The sequence below is a fragment of the Glutamicibacter halophytocola genome (assembly GCF_001302565.1).
Lineage (GTDB): Bacteria > Actinomycetota > Actinomycetes > Actinomycetales > Micrococcaceae > Glutamicibacter > Glutamicibacter halophytocola.
Genome location: NZ_CP012750.1, coordinates 1,686,117 through 1,712,937, shown reverse-complemented (window position 1 = coordinate 1,712,937; position 26,821 = coordinate 1,686,117). Strand labels below are relative to the sequence as shown.

Here is a 26,821-nt window from a genome sequence, read left to right as displayed (position 1 = left end):
CTCCACAAGCTGCTTGTGGGAAAAGATCGCACTTGTCTAGCTGTTTTTTAGTCCTCCGCAGGGAATCTCTGTATGACGAGGCTAACCAAGCCCGAAATACTTAAGCCAATACCGACAGGCCGGTATTGGCACGTGTTGGTTTAGGCTAACCTTATTGAGGTTCGAGTGCGTGCCCGCTGCATCATCAAGGGATGCGCGCGCAGTGCAAGAACTGCCATGAAGGGAATCGCCTCTTCGCGGTCTCCACACTTTCGAGAAAGCACCACACCATGCTCGGAAACTTCCTGATCGGCCTGCGCGAGGGACTTGAAGCCGTCCTCATCGTCGTCCTGCTCATCGCCTACCTGACCAAAACGGATCGGCGCAATCTGCTTCCGCGTATTTGGGCTGGCGTGGCGTTTGCGGTCATCGTGTCATTGGGCTTTGGTGCATTGCTGACGTTCGGGCCTCGCGGACTGACCTTCCAGGCGCAGGAAATCATTGGCGGCGGTTTGTCGATTATCGCCGCCGGCCTGGTGACCTGGATGATCTTCTGGATGGCCGGCGCCTCTAAAACGCTCAATCAGGATCTGAAAAACCAGGTCGACAAGGCGGCGACCGGTTCAGCATGGGGACTGGTCATGGTCGGCGCGCTGTCGGTCGGCCGCGAAGGACTGGAAACAACGCTGTTCATCTGGGCCGCAGCGCGAAGCACCGGAGAAACCTGGCAGCCGCTGCTCGGAGCGGTACTGGGGCTGATTGGCGCCATCGCCATCGGGTTGCTGCTCCACCGCGGCATCGTCAAAATTCAGCTCTCCAAGTTCTTCACCTGGACCGGTGCCTTGCTGGTGGTTGTGGCCGCCGGGGTCTTCTCCTACGGGGTGCATGATCTGCAGGAAGCCGCAGTGCTGCCCGGGATCCACGCACTGGCCTACGATTTCAGCGCCGCAATCCCGCCGTCGGGCTGGTTGGGCACGGTGTTGCAGGGCGTTTTCAACTTCATCCCCGCCACCCCATGGCTGGCGGCCATCGCCTGGTGGGCCTACCTGGTGCCCGTGATGTTCTTCTACCTTCGCAAGACCGCCTCCCCGCCGCGTGCGGCCAAAACCAGAGCAGCTGCGGCCAGCTAAGCCGCGGCAGCGCAATTTTTCACACCCAAGCTCGTGAACTCGACTTCACGCTTCATCACCGACCAAGGAATCACCCACATGAAGAAACTTCTTGCCCCCGCCGCGCTGTTCTCGCTCGGCGCCCTGGTTCTTTCCGGTTGCACCGACAATAACGTCTCAGCCGCCTCCGACGGCTCCATCAACGTGGTGGCCACCGACGATTCGTGCACCGTGTCCACCGACAACGCGCCCGGCGGGACACTGAAGTTCAACGTGAAGAACGACGGAAGCAAGATCAACGAGTTCTACCTGCTGGCCGATGACGGGCTGCGCATCGTGGGAGAGGTCGAAAACGTTGGGCCAGGGGTCAGCCGGGATCTCGTCGTGCTGGCACCGGAAGGCAGCTACTTTGCCGCCTGCAAGCCGGGAATGGTCGGCGACGGCATCCGCTCGGCCTTCACCGTGACTGCGGCGGCCGACGGGCAGCAGGTCTCCGCAGACCGCGCCACATTGCAAAAAACCGCAACAGACCAGTACACCGCCTACGTCAAGGACCAGGCCGAACAGCTGCTGCGCGGCACCAAGGACTTCGCTGAGGCTTTTGCCACTGGCGACGAGAAAACCGCCAAGCAGCTCTACGCGTCAACCCGCATGCATTGGGAACGAATTGAACCAGTGGCAGAGTCTTTCGGCGACCTTGATCCGATCCTGGATGCCCGCGAGGCAGATCTGGCCGAAGGCGACCAGTTCACAGGCTGGCACCGCGCCGAGAAGGATTTGTGGGCACCGGAGAATTACACCAAAATGACCGAAAAGCAGCGCCAGGAAATTGCCGACGGCATGGTGGAAAACACCCAAAAGCTCTACGATCGCACGCTCAAGCTCAGCTTCACCCCAGACCAGCTGGCTAACGGCGCAAAGTCATTGTTGGACGAAGTTGCCACCGGCAAGGTCACCGGCGAGGAGGAGACGTTCTCGCACACCGACCTCTGGGACTTCCAGGCGAATATGGAAGGGGCCAAGATCGCCTACCAGGACTTGAAGCCGCTGCTGGAAGGAACTGACGACAAGCTGGATGCCCAGCTTGAGAAGAACTTCACCTCGTTGCAGGGGCAGCTGGATCAGTACCGCGACGGCGACGGTTTCAAGTACTACGACGAGCTGAGCACCAAGCAGGTGCAGGAACTGGCGGCCGGCGTTGACGCGCTCTCCGAGCCGCTGTCAAAGCTGACCGCCGCTGTCATCAAGTAGCCCCTGCATCAGCACCATCTAGCCCAAGGATCCGCATCGTGCCCAAAAATCCTTCCACGTCCACGTCCGAGCCTTCAGCTGTTGCTCAGACCGGCGCGAAAGAATCGCGCCGCGGGCTGTCCCGGCGCCTGTTGCTCACCAGCGCCGGGGCAGGAACTGCTGGCCTGGCCGTCGGCGCGCTGGCCCATGCCGGGCTGGCCGGACGAAGCCACGCTGCCACGGTGGTGGACACCGTGGAATTTTACGGTGCCCACCAGGCCGGAATCACCACCGCCGCCCAAGACCGGATGCATACCGCGGCATTTGACGTGACCAGCGATGATCGCGAGGCGCTGATCTCCATGCTGCGCTCGTGGACCGATGCCATCGCCGCCATGACGCAGGGCCAGCAGGTGGGTGCCGATGATCCGGCGGCCGGCTCCTACGACGCACCGCCGTCAGATACCGGCGAGGCAGCAGATCTGAGCGCCGCCAACTTGAGCGTGACCATCGGATTCGGGCGCAGCCTGTTTATCGGAAACCACGGCAAGGCCCGCTTCGGCCTGGACGGAAAACTGCCCGACGCGCTGATCGAACTCCCCCACTTTTCCGGGGACCAGATCGAGGAAGGGCGCAGCGACGGGGATATCGTCGTGCAGGCCTGCGCCGATGATCCGCAGGTTGCGGTGCATGCCATCCGCAATCTTTCACGGTTGGGATTTGGCACGGTCCGGGTGCGCTGGAGCCAGACCGGCTTCGGGCGCACCTCGAAAACCACCAGAGCCCAGCAGACTCCGCGCAACCTCTTTGGTTTCAAGGACGGCACTGCCAACCTTTTGGCGGATAACAAGGAGCTGCTCGACCAGCACGTGTGGGTGGGAAAAGATTCCACCGATCAGCCGTGGATGGCGGGCGGAAGCTATATGGTGACCCGGCGGATCCGCATGCATGTGGAGACCTGGGATCGCTCGGCGTTGCGCGAGCAGGAAAACGTGGTCGGACGCGTGAAGTCCACCGGTGCCCCGTTATCCGGCGGCGATGAATTCAGCGAACCCGACTTTGCCATGGCCGGTTCTGCCGGGCCGGTGATTCCGGCGGATTCGCATGTAGCGGTTGTGCATCCATCCCAACACGACGGCGTGCAGATGCTGCGCCGCGGGTTCAACTATGTGGATGGCTCGGACGGTTTGGGGCGCCTGGATGCCGGGCTGTTTTTCATCGCCTTTGTCATCGATGCGCGCACGCATTATGTGCCCTTGCAAGAGGCCATGAGCTCCAAGGATGCCATGAGCGAGTATCTGCGGCATACTTCCTCGGGGCTCTACGCGATCCTGCCCGGCATCAGCCAAGGGCAGTACCTTGGCCAGCAGCTGTTCGATTCCTGACTCCGGGGGTTACATTGGCGCCCGCTTCCGCTGGGCTTTGCCGGCTTAGCGGCGCCTGCCCGCGTTACCGAGCCTCGGCTCGGCGAGTCTCCGGGTCATTGGCGATACTGCCGGTTCAACAACGCCTTGAACTTGTTCTTCACCGTTGGACAAGGGTTGGCGCCACGGTTTCGGCCCGCATTCTGTCGAAGTGCGCTTTTGCCAATCGACCGTGGCAGGACACCAACCACGCCCAGTGGAACAACGCGTTTATCATGGCTATAGAGAAATCATTTCCCTGACATACGCAGTTGGACTTACACCAAGAACACGCAAGACGCACCGTAGGAAGACGGAATGGCCCTAAAAGTTTTCACCCAGTACATGCTCTCGAAAATTGCCCAAGCACTTGGCAGCAACGACTACATTTCACACGATGCCTTGGACAACATTTGGATGGGGTTCGGTGACAACTCAGCTTTATCTGATTCCACCAAAGCTAAAAAAGCTAATGAAATGGTTCAGAAAATATCCAGGAAGCCTCTTGCTGATGCGGAACTAGTGCAGATTCTCAATGAGGCTTTTTATCATGACGCTAAATCAGACTCAAGGAAAGAAAACTCCTCATTCAAACTGCTTAAAAATCAGCTCCTAGAAGTGGGCTTCACAGCTGGCTTGGAGGGTTTTAAACTACCTTCCATTGACCTAGTCACCCAGAATACACATGCCAAGCCTAATTTTTCCGAGCCTAAGCCTTCGGATAAATACGCCTGGGCTGAACCTCAGAAACCCTGGGGCGATATTCTAACGTCCGTGAAACAGCAGACAATGCAGAATAAAGACCCCAGAAAAGTGTTCATCGTGCACGGGCGAGACATGGAAACGAAAAGCACACTAGAACAATTCTTGAGGTATATCGAGGTGTCACCTCTAGATTGGACTGAAGCTCGCGATCTAACTAATCTCTCGGCTCCAACCACCCTGCAAATAGTTCAGTCTGGTTTGAATCATGCACAAGCAGCCATTGTCATCTTTACCCCTGATGATGAGGCACGTCTTAAACCCGAATATAGCGGTCCATACGACGGTCCAGATGAAGTGCAGGTCACGGGTCAGGCAAGGCCAAATGTAATCCTAGAAGCAGGCATGGCCTTGGGCATTGACGCTAACCGGACTGTTTTAGTGCGCAGGGGGAAAACCCGGAACATCTCAGACATTGAAGGTATCAACTGGATCAACCTGAACAACGGTTGGGACGATCGGAAAATGCTGGTTAATTCCCTGAAAGCTGCCGGGGTGACGCTAAATGAAAACCGCAATTTCTTGGATGCCAACGCAGGTTCTTACAGCTAATCTCACTTAGGTGGAGCCGCCGCCCGAAACGTAAACGGGCGGTGACTCAGTTTGCCAGAGTGGAACAATGCCTCTTGGCTTCCACCTAGGGGTATCAGTCCTAGGAATTTTTGCCTTGGGCTTCCATTCCCGAGAGCTTGTAGCTGGTTCAGAAGGAGCTGAGATTCCCGCTCCTCCTCGCAAGACGCTCCCTGCAAGTTTGTGTCCGCGGTTGGCCTGCCAAGCGCGCGTAACCAACCGTGAAGCCTATTTGATGAAGCGTTCAGCGCCTGTCGGCGGTGATACCCTGCGTTCTAGGAACGGTAGCTCCACTTTGCTCCAAGCGTTGCGCCCAATAACCCGGTGCGTCTGTAACGCGTGGTGGATGCTACTTTCCACTTCCACATGCCCTGGCCACCAGGAACCAAGTTTGCTTTGCCGTTCCAGCCCACTCGAAACAGCCTGGTTGCCTTCTTCAACGGCCACACTCTCGCACAGGACTGCTCGATTCTCGGCGAAGGTGTAAAGGTGAAGCAAAGCTGAGTAGGCGTTGTCTCGGGCTGTCTGTAACTCGCTAGCGGACTGTTTCAAGTCACGGCTCCGGCGTGCAGTCTTGGATAAAGTCTTCGGCTACCTACTCGCCTAGTGCTTCATCACCTTGTTCCGGGTAGGGCTTGGTCGCAAGGACAACACCGTCAGGAATCGACTTTGCGCTGCCTTCCACGAAGAACTCTTTAGCTTTGGCCATAATCTTTTCCGGTGCAGTCCGGGGATCGCTGGCTTTGGCTACGGCTGCTGCTTTGCGGTCGTTGTCTAGCTTCGCCTGTCGTGCGTTCTCAGCTTTGGTCACCATGTCGGGTTTCATGTGTGCGAGCTGAGCGATAGCCTGAGCGCGGGTTAGCTTCTTCGCCAGCATGAGCGCCTTCACAGCGTCTTTGAAGTCCTTGGTTGGGTCTGCCATGTCCTGCGCTCCTCCGCTCCGTGCCAGTGCCTGTTGCAGTCGTTCCTTATTCCGGGCTTTGTGTTCTCGCTAGCGTGCTTGGACGGCTTCGGGCGAATGTGGATTGGTTGCTGCTTTCGCTACGATCCACCCCATTTGGCCGTGCGCCGAAACATCTACGCCGGAAGTTTCCAGCACTGTCAGGTTTACTATTTTGCGAGCTTTCGCCAGCTGGTCAAACTTCGCCAGTGTCTTGTCTTTCTCGTCCATGTTCTTAGTGCCCTGCTCGTGGTGGAGGATCAACAAGAGCCGACACTCAGGGGCACTTTTCCACCCTTGCACGGGCACTCATGGAGGGTGGTATTTGGCCTTTTCGACTAGTCAGGAGGGTTCTACCAGGCTGTCATAAGTTATCAAAACAGAACCTTGTGACACCGACTCGCGACGAAAAGCCACCCGGAATCGACCTGCCCGGCTGTCGCGCGACCTATTCAGCAGATCCTTGTCGATCGCCTTCGGCCAGTACGGATCCCTTGAAGGGGTTTTCCAGCGCCGGGTGAATCTGGCGCACCGGTAGACCGGCGCAGCAGCGTGCTTGGAGCCAGCAAGCTAGGCGGCCAGATGGATCCGGTTTCGCTGCGGTCGCTGCAGCGGATCCAAGTGCTTGGGCAGGATGATGTGCGCCAATCCGCCCATCGATACAAGGGTCAGCAACTTGGCGTGAATGGCGTGATGGTGCGCGCGGCACAAACAGCTTCCGTTGCGCGTGCAAGTGCCACCGCCATGCTCCCACCAGGTGTCGTGATGGTACTCGAGCATTTCAGGACCTGCGGTGCACCCCGGAACAATGCAGCCTCGATCGCGGGCAAAAATGGCGCGCTTCATCGCTTCGGTGAAGAAGCGCTCGGATCGGCCCAGATCCAGCGGTTGCCCGTCGGGTCCGAAAATCACCCGGAAGATTTCACCTTGGCAGATCAGCTGGCCGGTGTCCGCCGGCGCCAGCTTGACGCCGTGCTCCGAAATGGAGGTGAGGTTGTCCGGGTTCTTCAGGTCGGCCAGGGAGCCAAGCTTGATATGAATGGCAATTCTGGGGGCCACTGTTTTTCCGGTGCGCGATGATCCACGGTTCTTCAGGGCGGCGATCAACGCGTTCAATCGGCGCTGGGGCACCGGTACCTCCAAATCCGCGAGCGGACCGGCATCGCCAGGCTGCTGCTGCCCGGTATCGGCGGTACCCGGATCAGCGAAGTTTTGCTCTTGCTCCCCGCGCTGCGGCAAGGAGGTTTGCTGGTCTTCCGGGGGTTGCCCCGCAGGTTCCTGGGCCCAGGGCGGCATGGGCTCATCACTGCTGAACAGGTCGTCCCGGGCGGTTGGGTGCTCGCCTGGGCGGTCGTTCGGGCGGTCGGCAGGGCGGTCGGCTGGGTGGTCGCCGGTGTGATCCTCCGGCGCCGCCGACGAGTCCTGGGCGCCGCGAGCCGATTTGCCGGCATCGGTGCGCGGGTTATCGCTTTGCCCTATCACCGACCGTATTTCCTCGCGCTGGGCGCCAGCGACGATAAGCTCGTAGCGGTCGCATTCCCCGATGGTGCCACGCGGATAGAAGCCGGGCTGCGGGGACTTGATGGTTTTGCGGGCCAGGCGTTCAGCGGCGATCAGCTCGGAAACGCGGGACTGGGCGGTGTCCAGGTCCGGCTCCTGGAACAGCTCGACGATGTGCTCCTCCAAGGTGCGGCCGTCGGCGTGGGTGGCGGTGGCATCCAGCGGCAGGCCTTCGAAGGCGGTGTCCGCCGGTTCGAATTTATCCAGGGCGCGGGCGGCGCGGGCCACGGTGCGCGGGTCGAGCACCGGCGAGCCGGTGTAGAGCTGGGCCAGCTTGGCCAGGCGCGGGGCGATCGTGGAGCCGTCGATGGCCCGGCGGGCGATGAGCAGATGCGCGTCGGACACGCGGTGATCGGCTTCGTGGAAGTTCAGCCCCAGCCAGCTGGCAAGGAAATCAGCGGTGCCGCGATAGTGCGCGCGCTGCGAGTGCACTGTGGCCGGACGGCTGAAGTCCGTGGTGCCCTCGCAGGCGGCGGCCAGATCGTCGTCCGCCAGCAGGTGGGCGGCGGTGGATTCCAGGTGGATGGCGCACTGCAGCTGCTCGCGCACGGTGTAGCGGAAGAGGGTTTCGATGAGCCGGGCGTGGGCGGCTGCGGCGCGCGGGTCTTCGCTGGAGCGCAGGGCTTCGGAGAGCTGCCCCAGCAGGGCGCAGCAGGCGGCCATGATTTCCAGGAGCACCGCGCACGCCCCGCGCGGCAGGCCCCCGGTGATCGTGTGGCGCAACGCGGTGAGCGTGCCGGCCAGCTGGTGGATTCCCATGGACCCATGATGGGCGCCGGAGCACAGATCGGGCACAGAAAAATTCCGGCTGTGGGAAAGTGCCGATCCGGCGCCGCGCTAGCTGGCGGTGCGCACCCGGGATTGGCGTAGGACCAGGAAGATCAGATAGGGCGCGCCGATGACCGCGGTGGCCACGCCGGCCGGCAGGACCACCGGGAAGCTGCGGGCGGCGGCCAGATCGGCCAGCAGCACGAAGATCGCGCCGATCAGCGCGCTGTGCAGCACCGTGGGAATGGTGCTGCGCGCGATGAGCCGGGAGGCATGGCCGCTGGCCAGCGCGACGAAGGCCAGCGGCCCGGCGATGACGGTGCCCGCAATCGCCAGCAGCGTCGCCAGTCCCAGCATCAGCACCCTCTCGCGCCCCAGGTTCATGCCCAGCGCCCGGGCGGTGTCGGAATCCAGGGCCAGCACCTGGCGCTGCTGGTGCAGCATCCCGGCCAGTGCCACGCAGAGCACGATGGCCACCGGCGCGAGCAGCAGATCCGACCAGGAGATGGCGTTCACCGTTCCGGCCAGCCAGGTCAGCGCCTGCTGCGCGTTGTAGACCTCGCCCAGGGTCAGCATCCAGGAGGTGGCCGCGGCGCACAATCCGCTGAATCCCAGCCCGACCAGAACCAGCCGGTTGCTCTCCAGGGAACTGTGCCAGACCAGGGCGAACACCAGGGCGGAGACGAGCAGTCCCCCGGCGGTGGCCGCGAGCACCAGCCCGTGGCGCAGGAAGAATTCGGGCAGGCCGGCGACCTGGCTGGTCAGCGCCAGCACGCTGACCGCGCCCAGGGCGGCCCCGTTGGTGACCCCGAGGATGTCGGGGCTGGCCAGCGGATTGCGCGCCACGGTTTGGGTCAGCGCCCCGGCAACCCCGAAGGCCACCCCGGCAAGCACCGCGGCAACCGTGCGCGGCAGGCGGAATTCGAGCACCGCCAGTTCGGTGCGCGGATCGGGGGCCGCGCCCAGCAGGCTGGCGATGACATCGCGGATCGGGATCGGAGTGCCGCCGATGGCCAGGTGCAGGCACAGCGCCCCGAGCGCCACGGCCAGCAGGCCCAGCGCGGTGGACATGGCGCGCCGCGATCGGCGCCGGGCCGCCGGCGCAGCGTGGTGGATGGATGGGCGGATGCTCATACGGACACCGCCTTGCGGCGCCGGGCCACATAGATGAAGAAGGGGGCGCCGATCAGTGCGACCACCACGCCGACCGGCAGTTCGCCGGGGCGGGCCAGCACCCGTCCGATCACATCGGCCAGGCACAGCAGCAGCGCGCCGCAGGCCGCAGAGCCCGGTATCACCCAGCGGTAGTCGGCGCCGAAAATCCGGCGGGCCACGTGCGGGACGAGCAGGCCGAGGAACGCGATCGGCCCGGCCAGGGTGACCGCCAGTCCGGAGAGCGCCACGATGGCGGCCAGGCCAAGGGTGCGGGCGCGCGCGGCGGTGACCCCGAGGCTTCGCGCCGAATCCTCGCCCAGGGTCAGCGCGTTCAGCCCGCGGGCGTTGGCCAGGGCCAGCACGCTGCCCAGAACCAGCAGCGGCCACAGCGCCAGGAAGGAATCGTAGCCCTGGACCACGGAGCCGACCTGCCAGAAGCGCAGGGTTTCCAGCGCCGCCTCGCTGAGCAGCACGATTGCCGAGACCACCGCCGCGCACAGGGCGGTGACCGCGGCCCCAACCAGCACCAGGGTGATCGGCGAGCTGCCCCGCCCGTCCACCCGCCCGATGCCGAAGACGACCAGGGCCGCCAGCAGGGCGCCGCCCAGGGCGAGCACCGCTTGGGTCCACGGGGCCAGCGGGCCGGTGAAGACCGCAACGGCCACGATCGCCAGGGCCGCGCCCTGGTTGATGCCCAGCAGGCCAGGCTCGGCGATCGGGTTCCGGGTGTGCCCCTGGATCAGCGTTCCGGCCATGCCCAGGGCGGCGCCGGCGGCCAGCGCGGTGACGGTGCGCGGCCAGCGGATCTCGCGGATGGCGATGTCGCTGACTGAGCCGTCGGGCGCAAAAAGGGCATGGCCCAGTTCAGCCGGAGTGGACGTGCTGCTTCCGACCCAGAGGCTCACTGAGACGGCGGCGAACAGCCCCAGGGCCAAGGCCAGCAGGCTGGCGGTGCGCAATGTGGTTCGTGGAATGGCTCGGCGCTCTTCGTCATGTGGCAGGGATGCGGGTTTATGTCGTGCGGGGTTGACCGCAGTGGCCTGGGCCATGCTACTGTTCAACCTGCGCATTGAGCTTACCCTTGCCTAACCTTTGGGTGCAAAATTACATAATGCCGCAATCAATAAATCTTCATCACGGAAAGCACTCGCATGCACATTCGACGAATTCTCCCCTTCACCGCCGCCCTGGCCGCCGCTGCCCTGGCCCTGAGTTCTTGCGGCGGCGCCAGCACGAGCGAGGCCTCGGCCACCACCGACGCGGCTGCCGACGGGCAGTTCCCGGCAACCATCAAGCACTTCCGCGGCACGACCGAACTGCCACAACGCCCGCTGCGCGTGGCCGCGCTGGACCCTTCCTATGTTGATGCCACGATGCTGCTGGGCGCCGAATTGGTCGCCTACACCGAATACCGCTCCTCGGGCAGCCCCTTCCCGGAATACCTCGGCGATGTCTCCGAGCTGACCGACGAGGCGGTCAACATCGGAACCACCACCGAGCCGGACCTGGAAAAGCTGCTGGCCGCAGAACCGGATGTCATCATTTCCGCCGATGTCCGCCAGGGCGCGATGTACGACCAGCTGAACAAGATCGCACCGACCATCTTCTCCGAATCCACCGGGCCAACCTGGAAGGAGAACGTGGTCCTGCTCGGCGAGGCCCTGGGCAAGAAGCAGGAAGCTCAGGAGGCCGTGGCCGGCTACGAGGAACGCGCCGCCGCGGTCGGCAAGGAAATCCTCGCCAAGGACGCCGCTGCCACCTACTCCCTGGTGCGATTTGCCGGGGAAGACACCGCCCGCTTGTACTCCAGCGATTCCTTCATCGGCGAGATCATGTCCGATATGGCCATCCCGCGCCCGGAAGGCTCGCCGGATACCACCGAATCCATCTTCGTGCCGCTCTCGCCCGAGGAAATCCTCAAGGCCGACGCGGGTGTCATTTTCCAGTCCACCTGGTCCCCTGAAGGCGCTGAAGGCGATGCCTCGCGCGACCAGGAGAAGAAGTTCACCTCCAACCCGCTGTGGAAGAAGCTGAAGGGCGAAGTGGTTCCGGTCGACGACTCCATCTTCCTGTCCTCGGTATCGATCCAGGGAGCGAATGAAGTGATCACCCAGGTCGCCAAGCACTTCGACGTGGATCCGCAGCTGCCCTAGCCCTCCGGGCGTGCAACCCCTTGGCCCCGGTGCGTCCGCGGACCGTGCCAAGGGGCTTTTGCGGTGGTGCGCGAGCTATGCCGGGGCACCGAAGCCGCTGGCAGCTCGCGGGACAATGCGTGCAAGGTCCCGGCCCGGCACCGCATATTGAGTCCAGCTAAAGGATCGGCCCGTGGCATCGCCCAGCGAACATCTAGACGCCTGGATGGTGACATGGAAGCTCGAACGCGAATTCGGCGGCATGGCCACCGTGTGCACCCAGCGCGCCGGGCTGTTCACCCAGCGCTATGGCCGGGCGTTCGTGGTGACGTTCAACCGCGCGCCGGATCAGCCGCAGGGGTGGCGCGGTGATCGCATCGAACTCGGTGGTGACCAAGGATGTGGCGCCCTATACGGTGGTAGGAGGCGTCCCGGCACGGGTGATCCGCGATCGCTTTGAGCCCGAAACGGTGCAAGCGCTGCAGGCCTCGGGGTGGTGCGAGTAGACTCCCGAGGATCGGACGCGATGCGATGCCAGATCCCCGGACCTGTTTGCGGCGCAGGTGCTGCGCGGCCGCGAGCATGCCCAGTTCCAGCCGCTGGAGACACAGCCGTTGACCGCCGAGGTAATTTCAGCACATCCGGACACCACGGCCGCCGCGGGCTGATTCCCTTCGGCGCAATGCCCGGCTAGGCGACGGCGACGCGCAGCTGGTTGTTCCACGGATCCTTGAAGCGCAGTTCGGCTCCCGTGTGGTGGTGGGCGATTTTGGCGAAGCCCAAGCGCTGTGCCAGCTTGCCGATTTCCTCGGCGGTGGGCACGTTGATCAGCACTTCGCCCAGGCCCAGGGTGTCCTTGCGCGGGCCTGCGCCGCGGGAATTCCAGACGTTCATCGCCATGTGGTGGTGGTAGCCGCCGGCGGAAACGAAGAGTGCCTGGTTGCCCAATGCGGTGGTTTGATCAAAGCCGAGGGTGTTGACGTAGAACTGCCGCGCGGTGCCCACATCGCCAACCTGCAGGTGGACGTGGCCAACTTCGGCGCCAGCCGATTGCAAGGAGGACACGGCCTGCTCGCTCAGGTGCGTTTCGAGGTAGTTGTTCGGATCAAGATAGATGGTGTCCATGCGCACCTCGCCGTTGTTCCAGGTCCACGTGTCGCGGGGCCGGTCGAAGTACAACTCGATGCCGTTGCCCTCGGGGTCGGTGAAGTAGAAGGCCTCGGAGACCAGATGATCCGAGCTTCCGACAAATTTTCCCTGATCGAACTGCGCTGCCGAAAGCACGGTAGCGGCCAGGTCGGCTTGGCTGTTGAAGAGCAATGCCGCATGGAACAGGCCCGCTTCGCTGCGCGCCGGAAGCTTGAGCCCGGGGGCATAGCGCAGGTTGACTAATTCCCGTGTGCCACGACCCAGCCGGGTCCCTTCCGCGGTTTCCTCCAAAACCGCCAACCCCAGGGCCTGCTGGTAGTACGCGCTCATGACCTTCATGTCGCCGACCTTCAACTGCACGGCGTTCATGTGGGTGGTTGCGGCGAGCTTGTCTTCTTTGAGCATGGTCATCTCCAGCGCCTTCTTTCCAATCAGGACTTCCTGTTGGCTATAACCCTACTCCGATTTACTTGATGCTTCAAGTAAATTCCCGTGTTCCGGCGGTCACGCCTTTGAACGCATCGGGTGCACCCCGGCACTAGGCTGGCAACTGGGCGAGCTTCGGGTGCAGATGCCTGCTCGAGAGTGCTACCGCCGCACTGCTGGCAGCCGCCTCCATCGACGCCTGCACTGGCGCGCCGCGCAGGCGGGCAGCCAAGAATCCCGCCATGAAGGCATCTCCGGCGCCATTGGTGTCGACCACCTCGACCTTTGGCGCGGCCACTTCCCAACGCCGGCCCTGGTGATCCATGGCCACCGCACCCTGCTCCCCCAGCGTGCAAATAGCCAGGCTGGGGCCACGGCGCAGGCAACCTGCCAGCAGCTCCCACGGGTTGCTGGTGGCATCATCGTTCATGAAAACCACAGAAGCCGCACCCAGGAAGGGCTGATGGAACGAGGAAAAGCCATCAAAGTCATGCAGGTCGACCCATAGCGGCACGGCCGGCTCCCGTAGTCGCTCAATGACCCGCAGCCCCAACTCGCTCAGGTCAATGACCGCCAGATCGGATTCGCGCACCGCGGCGCAAACGGCATCGACATCCGCATCCGCGGGAGCCGATGGGGCGGCAAGATAGACCGATATCCGCTGGCCGCCAGCCATGAGGTTAATATGCTGCTCGGTGCTCGCGCTGGGCACCACCTGCAGGTTGATGCCAGCGCCCAGGAGCGCACGCCGCAGCACCTGCCCGGATTCATCGCCGGCCACCTGGGTAAAGAGCTCGGTGGCAATATCCAGCGAACTCAAGTGCAGCGCCTTGCCCGCAGACGTGCCGCCCACAGTGTGCCATGCGCCACGCGCGAAGAGTTGCTGGGGGCGGGGTTCGGGCAGGTAGTCAAGCTCAACCAGCTGATTCCAGCTGGATGGACCACAGACAAGCACCTTGGGCTGCTGGCTCATGCACTTATTCAATCCCCCAGCCTCAGGTGATTCAAGACTTCGGCGGGTAACAACGCTTCCAAACCCTTGGACTTCCAAGTATATTGGCAAGTGATCCGCCTCACTCTACCGACGGGGCGCCAATGTCCACTCGAGGGAAGGCTAGTTGTGAGCGTTACCGATGAATTCAGAGCTGCCCGCGATCGACTCCTGGAATTGCGCAACGATTACGAACAGGCGCGGGCCGAGTTCCGCTGGCCCCAGTTCAGCGAGTTCAATTTCGGCTTCGACTGGTTCGACCAGGTGGCCAAGGATCCGCAGCGGGCGGATACCCCGGCGCTGATCATCACCGAACGAGACGGCAGCTCAATCAGGCGCACCTGGGCCGAGCTCTCCGAGCGCTCCACCCAATTGGCCCGCTGGCTCTCCGACCAGGGCGTGAACCGCTCGGATTCCATTGCCGTCATGCTCGGCAACCAGGTTGAGCTCTGGGAGTCGATGCTCGCCGGGATCAAGCTCGGCGCCATCCTGGTCCCGTGCACCACGCAGCTGACGCCCACGGATCTGGCCGACCGGATCGATCGCGGGCACATCCAATGGGTGATCACCAATGAGGCCGAGATCCAGAAGTTCGACACCGTGCCCGGGGACTACACGCTGATCCAGATCGGCGGCAGCGCCCCAGAGGGAATTCTCGACTTCGCCCAGTCCCACCAGGCCGAGGCCAGTTTCCAGCTCGACTCCCCCACGCACGCAGATGAAACGCTCTTGCGCTACTTCACCTCTGGCACCACCTCCAAGGCCAAGCTGGTTGAGCACACCCATACGTCCTACCCGGTGGGCCATTTGAGCACCATGTTCTGGATCGGGCTGGAACCCGGGGATGTGCACCTGAATGTCGCCTCGCCGGGCTGGGCAAAACATGCGTGGTCCAACCTGTTTGCGCCTTGGATCGCCGAGGCGACCGTTTTCCTCTATAACTATGACCGCTTTGACCCGATCGCGCTGATGAACCAGATGGATGCCGAAAAGGTCACCAGCTTCTGCGCGCCGCCCACCGTGTGGCGCCTGCTGATCCAGGCGGATCTGGGCGCCCTGAAGACGGCGCCGCAAAAACTGGTCTCGGCCGGCGAGCCGCTGAATGCGGAAGTCTTCGACCAGGTGCACAAGTCCTGGGGACAGGTCATCCGCGACGGCTTTGGCCAAACCGAAACCACGGTGCAGATCGCCAACCCTCCGGGTGAGCGGATCACCATCGGCGCCATGGGCCGCGCAATGCCCGGCTACAGCATCGTCCTGCGCGACCCGGCCACGGGCGAAGTTGGCGACGTGGGCGAAATCTGCCTGGTGACCGAGCCGCGCCCGCTGGGGCTGATGAAGGGGTACTTCGAAAATCCGGAGAAGACTGCCGAGGTCTTCAGCGACGGCGTCTACCACACCGGGGATATCGCCGAACGCGATGAGCGCGGGGTGCTGACCTATGTCGGGCGCGCGGACGACGTCTTCAAGTCCAGCGACTACAAGATCAGCCCGTTCGAGCTGGAGTCGGTGCTGATCGAGCACCCCGGGGTCGCCGAGGCGGCAGTTGTCCCGGCGCCGGATGAACTGCGCTTGAGCGTGCCGAAGGCCTACATTGTTCCAACCAGCAGCGCGCAGCCCGGTCCAGAGCTTGCCGAGTCGATCCTGGCGCACTGCCGCGAGCACCTGTCGGCCTTCAAGCGGGTGCGGCGCATCGAGTTCGCCCAGCTGCCCAAGACCATCTCGGGCAAGATTCGCCGCGTGGAATTGCGCCAGGCCGAGGAGCGCCGCTTCCAGGGCGGCGATTCGGCCGGCACCGAATACAAGGACACCGATTTCCCTTCGCTGAAGTCCTAGCCCCGGAAATTCCGCGCCCCGGAGGGTCCCGCAGCCATAGGCTGCGGGACCCGTTTTCGTTTAACAAACAGGAGCCAATGGACGTGTGACTCGGGCACGACACGAAGTTTACATTGTGAGTTGTAACCCATACTATGAATCAGAGATTCGTGACCCAGCTCACTTTGTCCCGTATTCAATGAAGATCGGAACCCCATGTCAGATACAGCAATTCTGATAAACACCGCCGTGGCCGTGCTTGCCACGGTGCTGCTGATCGTGAAATTCAAGGTCAATCCCGTCATCGGCCTGATTCTCGGCTCCCTGTATCTGGGGCTGAGCACCCAGCTGGGAATCACCAAAACCATCGAAACCATCACCCAGGGCTTCGGCGACATCATGGTGGAAGTCGGCCTGCTCATCGCCTTCGGCGTGCTCATGGGGTCGATCCTGAACCAGGCCGGAGCGATCCGGCGCCTGGTGGAAAAACTGCTCAGCGTCTTTGGCCCTAAATACCTGCCCTACTCCATGGCATTAGCCATGGGCACCGTGCTGCAGTCGATCTTTGTCGACGTGCTGCTGGTGATTTCCGCCCCGCTGGCACGGCGCATGGCCCCAAAGATCGGCCCCATGGGCACCGCGCGCCTGGCCACCGCCATGGCCATCTCGCTGGAGTGCGGCATCATCTTCATGGTTCCCGGCGTCGGCTCGCTGGCCGTGGCCGGCGTGCTCGGCGTGCCACTGGGCACCATGCTGATCTGCGGCCTGCTGCTGGTCGTGCCCACGGTCCTGCTGGCCACCATGGTGATGTCCTTCGTCTTCCGCCGCGGGTTCTGGAAGCCCGAACGCGACGAACAGCATGTCTTCGAAGAAGACGACTTCCCGCAGGCCAACCCATCTGGCCCCGGGCAGATGTCCCGGACTCCCCTCGCCAGCGAGGACGAACAGGCCAGCGCCGTGAAGCTCGCGGTGGATCAGGAGCGCAAGAGGGAAACCTCGCTGCTGCTGCTTTTTGCGCCACTGCTGCTGTCGCTGCTGCTGATCGCCATCGGCGCGGTGACCGAAATTGCGAAGATCCACAATGGCGTGCTTGAGCTGGTCGGCAACCCGGTGGTCGCGCTGCTCATCGGACTGATCGGCACCACCATTGTGGGACGCGGCGCCATCGGCCAGCAGGGCGTCGAGGAAGCCATCACCACCGGCTTCAAGGAAAGCGGCCAGATCCTGCTGCTCACCGGTGCCGGCGGTTCGCTGGCTGCCACCGTGGCTGCCGCCGGCCTGGGCGATATCCTCGGCGGATTCTTCAGCGCCAGCGCCGTCGCTCCCCTGGTTGTCGTCTGGGTCATCGCCGCGGTCCTGCACATCGCGGTAGGCTCGGTCACCCTCTCGGCCATCACCGCCGCCGGCATGCTCGCCCCGATCGCGCCGGCCCTGGGACTGGATCCGGTGCTCATCGCGCTTGCCGCCGGGGCAGGCTCGCTGTTCATGATCCACGTCACCTCCAACACCTTCTGGCTCCTGCAATCCCTTTTGGGCCAAACCGTCCGGGGCGCCCTGAAGTCCGTGACCGTCGGCGTCTCCGTCGCATCGGTGATCGCACTGGGACTTGTCCTGGTCATGAGCATCTTTATCTAATTCCAGCCAGCTGACCCAAGGAGCTATCCATGAGCCGCTTAGAGGCCAACACCCCGGCTATCGCCCCGCTAGAAGGCATCCGCGTTCTGGAACTGGGCAACTACATTGCCGCACCCACCGCAGGGCGCCTGCTGGCGGACTTCGGTGCCGAAGTCATCAAGGTCGAACGCCCCGAAACCGGCGACGAACTGCGCAACTGGAGGTTGAAAAAGGGCAGCGTGTCGATGCTCTACCGCACCATCAACCGGAACAAGAAATCGGTGGTGCTTGATCTGCGCAGCGATGCCGGACGGGCCGCCGTGCTCGACCTGGTGCGCGAATGCGATGTATTGCTGGAGAATTTCCGGCCCGGCACCCTGGAAAAATGGGGCCTGGGCCCCGAGCAGCTCAGCGCCGCCAACCCCGACCTGGTGATCACCCGGATCTCCGCCTTCGGCCAAACCGGCCCGCTGGCCGAACGCCCCGGCTTTGCCGCGGTGGCCGAAGCCTTCAGCGGATTCCGCAACCTGGTCGGCGACCCGGACCGGGCGCCGGTGCGCGTGGGCGTATCCATCGGAGACTCCATTGCCGGGCTCTATGCCGCCTTCGGGGCAGTCATGGCGCTCTTTGAACGCGACCGCAAGAGCGCCTCTGGCAAGCCCCTGCCGCTCGATCATCGAATCATCGACGTGGCATTGCACGAGGCCATGTTCTCCATGATGGAATCGCTCATCCCAGACCAGGGCGCCTATGGTGAATCGCGCACCCGCACCGGCGGGCGCATGGAAGGCATCGCTCCCTCCAACGCCTATCTCTGTGCCGACGGAGCGAGCATCGTCGTGGCCGGAAATGGCGATGGAATCTACCGCCGGTACATGGAAGCCATCGGGCGCCCCGACCTGGCCGGCGATGAATCCTTGAAATCCAACGCCCAACGGTGGGAACAACGCGAAATGCTCGATGAGGCCATCGGCGCATGGAGCAGCACTGTGGACTCCAAGGCGGCGTTGGAGATCCTCGACGCCGCCGGAGTGCCGGCCGGTCCCATCTACACCGCCGAGGACATCGTGAACGAGCCGCAATACCAGGCCCGCAACATGATCCAGAACTTCAGCGTATCCACCGGCGAGGAAATCCTGCCCGAGGTTGGATTCCCCGGAATAGTGCCGGTGATGGGATCCGCCTCCCTGCCCATCCGCAGCCTCGGCCCGGACCTGGGCGAGCATACCGGAGAAATCCTGGGCACCCTGCTGGGCTACAGCCCAGAAGAAATCATCAAAGCCACCAACAGCGAAACGAGCCAAGCATGAGCTACTCCTTCACCCCGGCAGCGACCCTGCGCGACGTCACCCTGCGCGACGGCCTGCAGCTGACCGGAAAGCTGCTGGACACCGAGCAGAAAATCGCGACCGTCCGGGAACTGCTGCGCCTGGGTGTCCAGGAAATCGAGCTGGGCTCGATGGCCCGCGCCGACCTGGTCCCTCCGATGGCCAATACCCTGGCGGTGGCCGAGGCGCTGACCGCGGAGGAACTGGCCCACTGCTGGATCTGGGTGGCCACGCCCGGACATGTCGCCAAGGCGGCCAAGGCCGGCATCACCAACTTCCAGTACTGCCTCTCGGTGTCCGACGCGCATAACCAGGCCAACATCTCGCGCAGCACCGAAGCGAGCCTGGAGGCCCTGCCCGAGGCCATCGGGTACGCGCACGCGGTCAACGGCAGAATCCAGCTGTGCCTGGCCACCTCATTCACCTGCCCCTTTGACGGCCAGGTTCCCGAGTCTCGGGTGCTGGAGATCGCCAATGACCCCCGGGCCGAAGGAACCTGCGACATCGTCATCTGCGACACCTTGGGCCAGGCGGTCCCCGCCCAGGTGGCCTCGCTGATCAGCAATGTGCGCGCCAATTCGCCGCAGCGGCGCATCGTCTTCCACGGCCACGACACCTGGGGGCTGGGAGTGGCCAATACCTTGGCTGCCATCGCCGCCGGGGCCGACGTGGTGGACGGCGCGTTGGGCGGACTGGGCGGCTGCCCCTTCGCTCCAGGGGCCAGCGGCAATACGTCGAGCGAGGATATCCTCTTCGCTACCCGTCCCCAGTGGCTGACCCCGGAACGCTTTGGCGAACTGGTGCAGCTTTCCGAATCGCTGCTGGCCCAGCTGGGCGAGCCGAACCGGTCGAAGTCGGCCCAGGGAGCCCGGTCCAAGGCCAAGGCCTTCGAATGGGTGATCCCCTCGGGTCCCCGCGCCATGGGCAGCGCCCGGTCCTAGGAACCGCGAACGATCAGCCCATCGCCTCGCCGCTATGCGGGGCGGTGGGTTTCCCCGGGGAAACGCCCGCCTATCAAGCGGGTCATCCGCTCAGCCGTTTCCAGCAAAGGCTCAACCCAGCTCTCGCAGACCGCTTGCGGCATGCGCAGGGTCGGTCCGCTAATGGTCACGGCAGCCACCAATCGGGCCGCCGAGTCGAAAACCGGTGCCGACAAGCCGGAGGCGCCGCTTTCGCGCTCTCCGATGGTGATGGCAAAACCATCAGCGCGGGTCGCCTCCACAGCCGCCTGCAAGTCATCAAGGCCGGTTATCGTCGAGGAGGTCAGGGACTCCAGCGAGCCCTCAACCAGCCGCTGCATCAGCTCCGGCTTCCAGGCCAGCAGCACACGGCCGGCAGAGCCGGCATGCAGCGGCGCCAGCTCTCCCAAGTGCATTTCCCGGCGCAGGACGTGGCGGGTTTCGGCGATGCCAACGCAGACCCGGTACACCGCTTCGGCACGGAAAAGGCAGGCCGTTTCCCCGGTGCCGTCCCGGAGTTCTGCGAGCAGCGGGCTGATCACGTCGAGCACTTCCTTGCCGCGTGTGGCAGGGGCAGCCCAGTAGGCCATCTTCATGCCAATGCGATAGCCATCGCCCTCGCGGTCCAAGAAGCCCTGCTCCACCAGGTTGGCCACCAGCCGCTGGACCGTGGAGGCTGGCATGGAGGTGGCCTCGCGCAAATCAGAGAGGGTCAGAACCGGCTGGCGCAAGGAAAAGGAATCAAGGATGGCGCTGATTTTTCCCAGCACAAGAAGCGGATTCTGTTTCTTGGCGGGACCTTGTTCCTTTGGCATATTTCAGACGCTAGACCATCACAGCCATTACCGTCCAATTCTTTCTCCCACCGCGCCTCCGGGGCCGCACTGCTGGATTGATCAGGGAGGCTTCAAGGGAAAACCGGGCCTCTGGATCCCGCCTCATGCACACGGTCAGGCGGCGCTTTGTCCCGCTGATCGCTACCGTATATTGGGTGGCAATGAACAATGACGGCGCTGGCGATGTCGCCCCGACGCAAAGGACTGCGATGAGCAATACCGAGAAGTTCCGAGCCGCACGCGACCTGCTTTTGGACGCCCGCGATGACTACCACAGGGCCCGGGCCGAGTTCGCCTGGCCGGAATTCACCGACTTCAACTTCGCCTATGACTGGTTCGACGCCATCGCGCAGGATCCGCAGCGCGCCAGCGAACCCGCGCTGATCCTGGCTGAACCAGATGGCAGCACCGCCCGATATAGCTGGTCCGAGCTCTCCGCGCGCTCCACCCAGGTGGCCCGCTGGCTGAGCGATCACGGGCTGCGGCGCGGCGAGGCGATCATTGTGATGCTCGGCAACGAGGTGGCGCTGTGGGAAACGATGCTGGCCGGCATGAAGCTGGGCGCCGTGATCATCCCCACGACCACCCAGGCCACCAGCGAGGATCTGGCTGACCGGTTCGAACGCGGCAACGCTTCATGGGTCATCGCCGGTCACGGCCAGCTGGAAAAGCTCCACGCAGTTCCCGGGTCCCGCACCATCGTGCAGGTGGGCGGAGTCCCCGAGGCTGGAACCTTGCATTTCGAGGATTCGCATCGCGCACCCATCGAGTTCTCGCTGGATGCCCCAACTCGTGCCGACGAGAACTTGCTGCTGTATTTCACCTCCGGAACCACCTCCCAGCCCAAGCTCGTGCAGCACACCCATACCTCGTATCCGGTGGGCCATCTGGCAACCATGTTCTGGATTGGGCTGGAACCCGGCGACGTTCATTTGAACGTCGCCTCCCCCGGCTGGGGCAAGCACGCCTGGTCGAATTTCTTTGGCCCGTGGATCGCCGAGGCCACCGTCTTTGTCTTCAACTATGACCGCTTCGACCCGGTGGCGCTGATGGGCCAGATGGAGAAGGAAAACGTCACGAGCTTCTGCGCGCCGCCGACCGTCTGGCGCTATTTGATCCAGGCGGAACTTGCCATACTGGAAAATCCTCCGCGCAAACTGGTTTCGGCCGGCGAACCGCTGAACTCCGAAGTCATCGACCAGGTGCGCAACGCGTGGGGCCAGGTGATCCGCGACGGCTATGGGCAGACCGAAACCACCGTGCAAATCGCCAATTCACCCGGGGAGCCGCTCAAGGTGGGTGCCATGGGGCGCCCGATGCCTGGATATGATGTCGAACTGCGCAATCCAACCACCGGCCAGCTGGCCGAGGTTGGCGAAATCTGCCTGCGCCTGGATCCACGTCCGGTGGGCCTGATGAAGGGCTATTTTGATGATCAGGAGAAGACCGGCGAAGTCATGCGCGACGGGCTCTACCACACCGGGGATATTGCCGAACGCGATGAAGAAGGGATCCTGACCTACATCGGGCGGGCTGACGATGTCTTCAAATCCAGCGATTACAAGCTCAGCCCATTTGAACTGGAGTCCGTGGTTTTGGAGCATCCCGCCGTGGCCGAAGTTGCTGTCGTCCCTTCACCGGATCCGCTGAAGCTCTCGGTGCCCAAGGCCTTTGTCATCCTGGCTTCCGGCTACGAGCCCAGCGCTGGTACCGCGAAAGATATCCTCGGGTTCTGCCGTGAGCATTTGGCCCCGTACAAGCGGATTCGCCGCTTGGAATTCTCGGATCTGCCCAAGACCATATCCGGGAAGATCCGCCGGGTTGAATTGCGCCTGGCCGAAGAAGAGCAGCATGCGGCCGGCAAAGTCCCGCCCCATGAATTCCGCGATACCGACTTCCAGGACTGAACTATCGCAGCTTAGGATGCTTGGGTGCATTCAACGCAGTAGGGCACCGGCGGGGAGCAGCTCAATCGAGCTGCTCCCCGCCGGTGCCCCATGAAGATCTGCCGGTTATGGCTCAGAAATCTCTTTTGGCCTTGGCGGCATCAGCAATTCCCTTGCCCAGATAGAACGCTCCGTCAGCGTACCAAGCGAGCATCAGCAGCTGGCGGGCTGGCTTGGGAAGCCATGCGAACTTCTCGCTCTTGGCCAATACCGCATGAACGCCCAGCCCAGAGGCCAAGACGAAAGCACCGGAGCCGATCAAGGCCTGCGGGTTCCACCCTGCACGGAAGAGCACCCGCTTGAGGCCGGTGGCTTCGCGTTCCTGCTCGCTCAAGGCGGCGCGCAAGCTCCGGAAAGGCCCGCCGGTGGAAATGACACGGCGGTCCTCCGGAATCGGGCGGCCGGTCAGGTAGTCTACGCTTCGCGGATCGAAGCCCAGCAAGGCGACAAAGCGCTTCATGCCCGCCAAATCAACCGGACGCTGCAACAGACCCATAGCCTCGTCTCGTGCCAATGGGTCGGAGACCAGTTCATCCAGCAGCTGCACGGTCTGCTCATCGATGCCCAAGATCAGCGCATCAAGTTCCTTGAGGCGCTGCTCGGCTGGAGAATCCGCCTCGGGCTCAAGAATGACCTGGCGTTCAAGATCCAGAACCATCGTCAACGAAGGGCCATAGAGCTCGCGCCGCGGGCGCTTGGCCTCAACGGTGGCCATGATGACATTGCCGGTGCGGGACAGGGACAGGAATGGGCGGTTGGAACGAGCGATTCCAGGCGGGAAAATTGACTGGGTCGGCATTGCCATGAGTCCAGAATCAGTGTTCCATACGGTGATCTGGTTATCGTCAAAGCCGGCGGCGAGCACCAGTTCCGAGGCCTTCAGCGTTGCCCCGTGAAGCAGCTCATTGGTGGTCCCGAGATCCCCGAGAATGTCATCATCGGGGGTTGGCCCGTCGATCTCATCTCCGTCAACCAGCACGTAGTCGGCCTCGGTCGAGTTCTTCAATTCGTGCACCAGCTTGGTGACCCGGGAACCTTCGCGCAATTTGCCCTTGGCATCGATGCGGTAGAGCACCGCATCCCGGGCTTCGCTGACAGTTGCAACCTCGGCGAGTACCTCGGTGGAGTTCTCTCGCTCGACGGCTCCCCCAACGAATCCCAGCAATCGGCGGTCGGCCAATGCGGTGCGCACGACTTCGGCAGCGTCTGGCTTGTCGCCCATGAAAATGAACTCTAGGTTGAGGTAGTTGAACTCGGTTGAATCCACGAAGAGTAGCCCCTTTGGTCAATTGAAGATGGCAATATGTCAATCATAGGCGCTAACCGGTACCCACTTGGAAGAGAACGTACGGGCCAACGCTAGCGGTAGCGTCGGCCCCGGGAACGCCACCAGCGCAGCGCGCCGAAGGCCGTGTTCCCGGCAGCATCCGCATAGCCAAGCACCAGTAGCAGCACGATGGCCCAGAGCGGCATCCAAGGCTCTTGCCAATTGGTTCCTGCCAGCATCAGCGAGAACACCAATGCCTCCGCAAGGCCTAGCACCAGCTGCGCCACAGGCTTCCACGACGACGCGTTGTACCACCGCGGCCGGGCATTGATCTTTCGGGATTCGGCAATCATGGCTCGGCCCACGGCCTTTGCCATGCCCACCGGCTCGATCTGCCGCGCGCCCTCGGGAAGAACTGCATCCTCCAGGTAGCGGGCCAGCGCCGGTTCGTGCCCAAAGGCTTCCAGCACCCGCTCCACCGATTCCAGGCTGCCGGTGCCGACCAGTACCTGCTTGAGCCTTTCGATCTCTTGGGCGCCCACCGATAGCCCAGCGAGCTCATCAAGCTCCTGCTCATCGATGCTGTCCTGGTTGGCTATCAACCAGTCCAATTCCCTTCTGGCGGGACTTTGTTCCGCCGGCCAGAAAGCGGGGCTGGCCGCGACTGGCCAGATATGAACCCAGGCTGGAAGCCCGCCGAGCTTAACCGCTTGCTTGCGGAACCAGAAGCTCGCGGTGAATCGCGCTCCGGTGCGGCTGAGCATAATCGCCGGATGCTGGCTCGACGAAATAACCCCGCCCACCAAAAAGCCCTCGTGCACGGCCACGGCTGCGGCCCCGGGCTCCGGCGGCAAAAGCTGCCAGCTGGTTTTGCTCGCGGACGCCCACATCCCCATGTCCGGCTCGTTCAGCGCGCCGATGACCAGGGAACGCCCCGAAGGCATGGCCTCCAGCCGCGGATCGTCGATGGGTTCCCCGCTTTGCACCTCGATGTCGTCCTGGTCGACATATAGCGCACCGGTGCCCAGCTTCAACGCCAGCGCGAAATCCTCGACCTGCTGGCCCAGCCTCAGGCTGCCTCCCGCGTTGGCCAAAAACAACAGGCCTTCGGGATTTACCGCGATGCTGATCTCGATAATGGACAGTCCATTCCAGGGCACCGGGATGGAGACCACAGAGATGACCTCACGAGCGGCCAGCAGTTCGCGGACCTTGGCTTCGGCCTGCCCGGCGTTCGGTTCTTCGAAGATAAGAGTCAGGGCGGCGACCAGCGTTTGCGCCTGGTCGCCGCCCTGCAAGGACTCGTGACTACTTGTTGCCAAGGTACTTTTCGAAGCCGGCTGGCAAGTTCAGGCTCGATGGATCGAAGTCCTGGTTGGCGCCCTGTCCGAAGGAGGCCCCGGCTGGTGCCGAAGACTTCTTGTTCTTGGCCTCCAGCTCGGCCTGCGCGGCCTTGGCCGGGTTGCCGAACTTCTGCTGCTTCTTGCCCTTGCCCTTGGCCTTCGCCTTGCGGGCAGCGCCCTTGCCAGCGCCTGGCATGCCCGGGATGCCGCCGCCAGCGGCCATCTTCTTCATCATCTTCTGCGCTTCGGTGAAGCGCTCAAGCATCTGGTTGACCTCGGAGACCGAGACGCCCGAACCCTTGGCGATACGCGCGCGGCGCGAGCCGTTGATGATCTTCGGCGCGACACGCTCATGCGGGGTCATCGAGCGGACGATGGCTTCCACGCGGTCGATCTGGCGCTCGTCGAACTGCTCCAGCTGCTGTCGGGAAATCTGCGCGCCGGGCATCATGCCCAGCAGCTTCTTCATCGAGCCCATCTTCTTGATCTGGGCCATCTGGGCGAGGAAGTCGTCCAGGGTGAAGTCTTCCTGGTCGGCGAACTTTTTCGCCATCCGCTCGGCTTCGCCCTTGTCCCAGTTCTTCTCGGCCTGCTCGATGAGCGTCATGACGTCGCCCATGTCCAGGATGCGCGAAGCCATGCGGTCCGGGTGGAAGATCTCGAAGTCGTCCAGGTTTTCGCCGGTGGAGGCGAACATGACCGGCTTGCCGGTCACCGAGGCTACCGACAGGGCGGCGCCACCGCGGGCATCGCCATCGAGCTTGGAAAGCACCACGCCGGTGAAGTCGACGCCCTCGTGGAAGGCCTGGGCGGTGTTGACCGCGTCCTGGCCGATCATGGCATCGATGACAAAGAGCACTTCGTCCGGGTTGATGGCGGCGCGGATGTTCGCGGCTTGGGCCATCATCTCGGTGTCCACGCCCAGGCGGCCGGCGGTATCGACGATCACCACATCGTGCAGCTTGGACTTGGCTTCGGCGATGCCGTCGCGGGCAACGGCGACCGGGTCGCCGGTTGGGGTGTCGAACTCCGAGGAGACGCCCGGGTGCGGCGCGTAGACCGGAACGCCAGCACGCTCACCGTTGATCTGCAGCTGCTTGACTGCATTGGGGCGCTGCAGGTCGCAGGCCACCAGCATCGGGGTGTGGCCCTCGGACTTCAGGTGCTTGGCCAGCTTACCGGCCAGGGTGGTCTTGCCGGCACCCTGCAAACCGGCGAGCATGATCACCGTTGGAGGGTTCTTGGCCAGGTTCAGGCGGCGGGTTTCGCCACCGAGGATGCCAACAAGCTCCTCATTGACGATCTTGACGACCTGCTGGCCCGGGTTCAGGGACTCGGAAACCTCGGCACCCAGTGCGCGTTCTTTCACCTGGGCCACGAAGGCGCGGACCACCGAGACGGCAACGTCAGCGTCGAGCAGGGCACGGCGGATTTCGCGGACGGTACCGTCGATGTCTGCTTCAGTCAGGCGGCCCTTGCCGCGCAGGTTCTTGAAGGTTGCTGTCAGGCGATCGGAAAGTGAATTAAACACGTGCCGGG

The 26,821-nt window shown here is 63.1% G+C and carries 21 protein-coding genes and 1 pseudogene; 11 read left to right on the top strand and 11 right to left on the bottom strand.

Annotated features, from left to right (window positions below; translation table 11 throughout):
- The first annotated feature begins 269 nt into the window (after window positions 1-269).
- From efeU to AOZ07_RS07805, 4 genes are all read left to right on the top strand, one after another.
- Window positions 270-1,109 (top strand): iron uptake transporter permease EfeU, encoded by an 840-nt coding sequence (efeU, locus tag AOZ07_RS07820; RefSeq protein ID WP_060703368.1) that lies wholly within the window; start codon window positions 270-272, stop codon window positions 1,107-1,109.
- A gap of 78 nt (window positions 1,110-1,187) precedes the next feature.
- The gene (gene efeO, locus AOZ07_RS07815) at window positions 1,188-2,339 is read left to right on the top strand and encodes an iron uptake system protein EfeO (protein ID WP_060701492.1); all 1,152 of its coding nucleotides are present in this window, start codon (window positions 1,188-1,190) and stop codon (window positions 2,337-2,339) included.
- A 38-nt stretch (window positions 2,340-2,377) separates the two neighbouring features.
- Window positions 2,378-3,703, top strand: coding sequence for an iron uptake transporter deferrochelatase/peroxidase subunit (efeB, locus tag AOZ07_RS07810; protein ID WP_075972447.1), 1,326 nt, complete (start codon window positions 2,378-2,380; stop codon window positions 3,701-3,703).
- 336 nt (window positions 3,704-4,039) lie between these two features.
- Entirely contained in the window at window positions 4,040-5,035 is a 996-nt protein-coding gene (locus AOZ07_RS07805) for a TIR domain-containing protein (RefSeq protein WP_060701490.1), read from the top strand.
- Window positions 5,036-5,648: 613 nt separating this feature from the next.
- Here the strand turns inward: AOZ07_RS07805 and AOZ07_RS07800 are convergent.
- The 5 genes from AOZ07_RS07800 to AOZ07_RS07780 form a co-directional block, all read right to left on the bottom strand.
- Window positions 5,649-5,975, bottom strand: a complete 327-nt coding sequence (locus AOZ07_RS07800) for a hypothetical protein (protein ID WP_060701489.1) — start codon at window positions 5,973-5,975, stop codon at window positions 5,649-5,651.
- Window positions 5,976-6,044: 69 nt separating this feature from the next.
- Window positions 6,045-6,224, bottom strand: a complete 180-nt coding sequence (locus AOZ07_RS07795) for a hypothetical protein (protein WP_194943837.1) — start codon at window positions 6,222-6,224, stop codon at window positions 6,045-6,047.
- A gap of 339 nt (window positions 6,225-6,563) precedes the next feature.
- A complete protein-coding gene (locus AOZ07_RS07790; protein ID WP_060701487.1) occupies window positions 6,564-8,312 on the bottom strand; it encodes an HNH endonuclease signature motif containing protein in 1,749 nt (582 codons plus the stop codon).
- A gap of 78 nt (window positions 8,313-8,390) precedes the next feature.
- Complete coding sequence (locus AOZ07_RS07785; protein ID WP_060701486.1) at window positions 8,391-9,455, bottom strand: FecCD family ABC transporter permease; 1,065 nt, start codon at window positions 9,453-9,455, stop codon at window positions 8,391-8,393.
- Window positions 9,452-10,525, bottom strand: a complete 1,074-nt coding sequence (locus tag AOZ07_RS07780; protein WP_084793177.1) for a FecCD family ABC transporter permease — start codon at window positions 10,523-10,525, stop codon at window positions 9,452-9,454. Before AOZ07_RS07780 ends, AOZ07_RS07785 begins: the two co-directional genes overlap by 4 nt.
- Before the next feature lie 102 nt (window positions 10,526-10,627).
- On the opposite strand from AOZ07_RS07780, the gene AOZ07_RS07775 reads away from it, so the two are divergent.
- Together AOZ07_RS07775 and AOZ07_RS19070 are read left to right on the top strand one after the other, a co-directional pair.
- Window positions 10,628-11,629: an ABC transporter substrate-binding protein gene (locus AOZ07_RS07775; RefSeq protein ID WP_060701485.1), complete on the top strand. Its 1,002-nt coding sequence runs from the start codon at window positions 10,628-10,630 to the stop codon at window positions 11,627-11,629.
- A 341-nt stretch (window positions 11,630-11,970) separates the two neighbouring features.
- Window positions 11,971-12,105 (top strand): annotated as a pseudogene (locus AOZ07_RS19070) (CatB-related O-acetyltransferase); the annotation flags it as partial.
- 193 nt (window positions 12,106-12,298) lie between these two features.
- Here AOZ07_RS19070 and AOZ07_RS07765 read toward each other — a convergent pair.
- Together AOZ07_RS07765 and AOZ07_RS07760 are read right to left on the bottom strand one after the other, a co-directional pair.
- Complete coding sequence (locus AOZ07_RS07765; RefSeq protein WP_060701483.1) at window positions 12,299-13,168, bottom strand: VOC family protein; 870 nt, start codon at window positions 13,166-13,168, stop codon at window positions 12,299-12,301.
- Window positions 13,169-13,295: 127 nt separating this feature from the next.
- The gene (locus AOZ07_RS07760; RefSeq protein ID WP_060701482.1) at window positions 13,296-14,156 is read right to left on the bottom strand and encodes a carbohydrate kinase family protein; all 861 of its coding nucleotides are present in this window, start codon (window positions 14,154-14,156) and stop codon (window positions 13,296-13,298) included.
- A gap of 147 nt (window positions 14,157-14,303) precedes the next feature.
- On the opposite strand from AOZ07_RS07760, the gene AOZ07_RS07755 reads away from it, so the two are divergent.
- From AOZ07_RS07755 to AOZ07_RS07740, 4 genes are all read left to right on the top strand, one after another.
- Window positions 14,304-16,010: an AMP-binding protein gene (locus tag AOZ07_RS07755; protein WP_060701481.1), complete on the top strand. Its 1,707-nt coding sequence runs from the start codon at window positions 14,304-14,306 to the stop codon at window positions 16,008-16,010.
- A 195-nt stretch (window positions 16,011-16,205) separates the two neighbouring features.
- Window positions 16,206-17,624 (top strand): GntP family permease, encoded by a 1,419-nt coding sequence (locus tag AOZ07_RS07750; protein ID WP_060701480.1) that lies wholly within the window; start codon window positions 16,206-16,208, stop codon window positions 17,622-17,624.
- A 29-nt stretch (window positions 17,625-17,653) separates the two neighbouring features.
- Entirely contained in the window at window positions 17,654-18,913 is a 1,260-nt protein-coding gene (locus AOZ07_RS07745; RefSeq protein WP_060701479.1) for a CaiB/BaiF CoA transferase family protein, read from the top strand.
- Window positions 18,910-19,872: a beta/alpha barrel domain-containing protein gene (locus tag AOZ07_RS07740; RefSeq protein ID WP_060701478.1), complete on the top strand. Its 963-nt coding sequence runs from the start codon at window positions 18,910-18,912 to the stop codon at window positions 19,870-19,872. Before AOZ07_RS07745 ends, AOZ07_RS07740 begins: the two co-directional genes overlap by 4 nt.
- A 32-nt stretch (window positions 19,873-19,904) precedes the next feature.
- On the opposite strand, the gene AOZ07_RS07735 is transcribed toward AOZ07_RS07740, so the two are convergent.
- Window positions 19,905-20,705 (bottom strand): IclR family transcriptional regulator, encoded by an 801-nt coding sequence (locus AOZ07_RS07735; RefSeq protein ID WP_060701477.1) that lies wholly within the window; start codon window positions 20,703-20,705, stop codon window positions 19,905-19,907.
- Between the two features lie 230 nt (window positions 20,706-20,935).
- Between AOZ07_RS07735 and AOZ07_RS07730 the strand changes: the two genes are divergently transcribed.
- Window positions 20,936-22,633 (top strand): AMP-binding protein, encoded by a 1,698-nt coding sequence (locus AOZ07_RS07730; RefSeq protein WP_060703366.1) that lies wholly within the window; start codon window positions 20,936-20,938, stop codon window positions 22,631-22,633.
- A 112-nt stretch (window positions 22,634-22,745) separates the two neighbouring features.
- Here AOZ07_RS07730 and AOZ07_RS07725 read toward each other — a convergent pair whose 3' ends face one another.
- The 3 genes from AOZ07_RS07725 to ffh all read right to left on the bottom strand — a co-directional run bounded on the left by AOZ07_RS07725 (window position 22,746) and on the right by ffh (window position 26,813).
- Window positions 22,746-23,939, bottom strand: coding sequence for a hypothetical protein (locus tag AOZ07_RS07725; RefSeq protein ID WP_060701476.1), 1,194 nt, complete (start codon window positions 23,937-23,939; stop codon window positions 22,746-22,748).
- Window positions 23,940-24,031: 92 nt separating this feature from the next.
- Entirely contained in the window at window positions 24,032-25,261 is a 1,230-nt protein-coding gene (locus AOZ07_RS07720) for a hypothetical protein (RefSeq protein WP_194943836.1), read from the bottom strand.
- The gene (gene ffh, locus AOZ07_RS07715; RefSeq protein WP_060701474.1) at window positions 25,248-26,813 is read right to left on the bottom strand and encodes a signal recognition particle protein; all 1,566 of its coding nucleotides are present in this window, start codon (window positions 26,811-26,813) and stop codon (window positions 25,248-25,250) included. Before ffh ends, AOZ07_RS07720 begins: the two co-directional genes overlap by 14 nt.
- Between the last annotated feature and the right edge of the window lie 8 nt (window positions 26,814-26,821).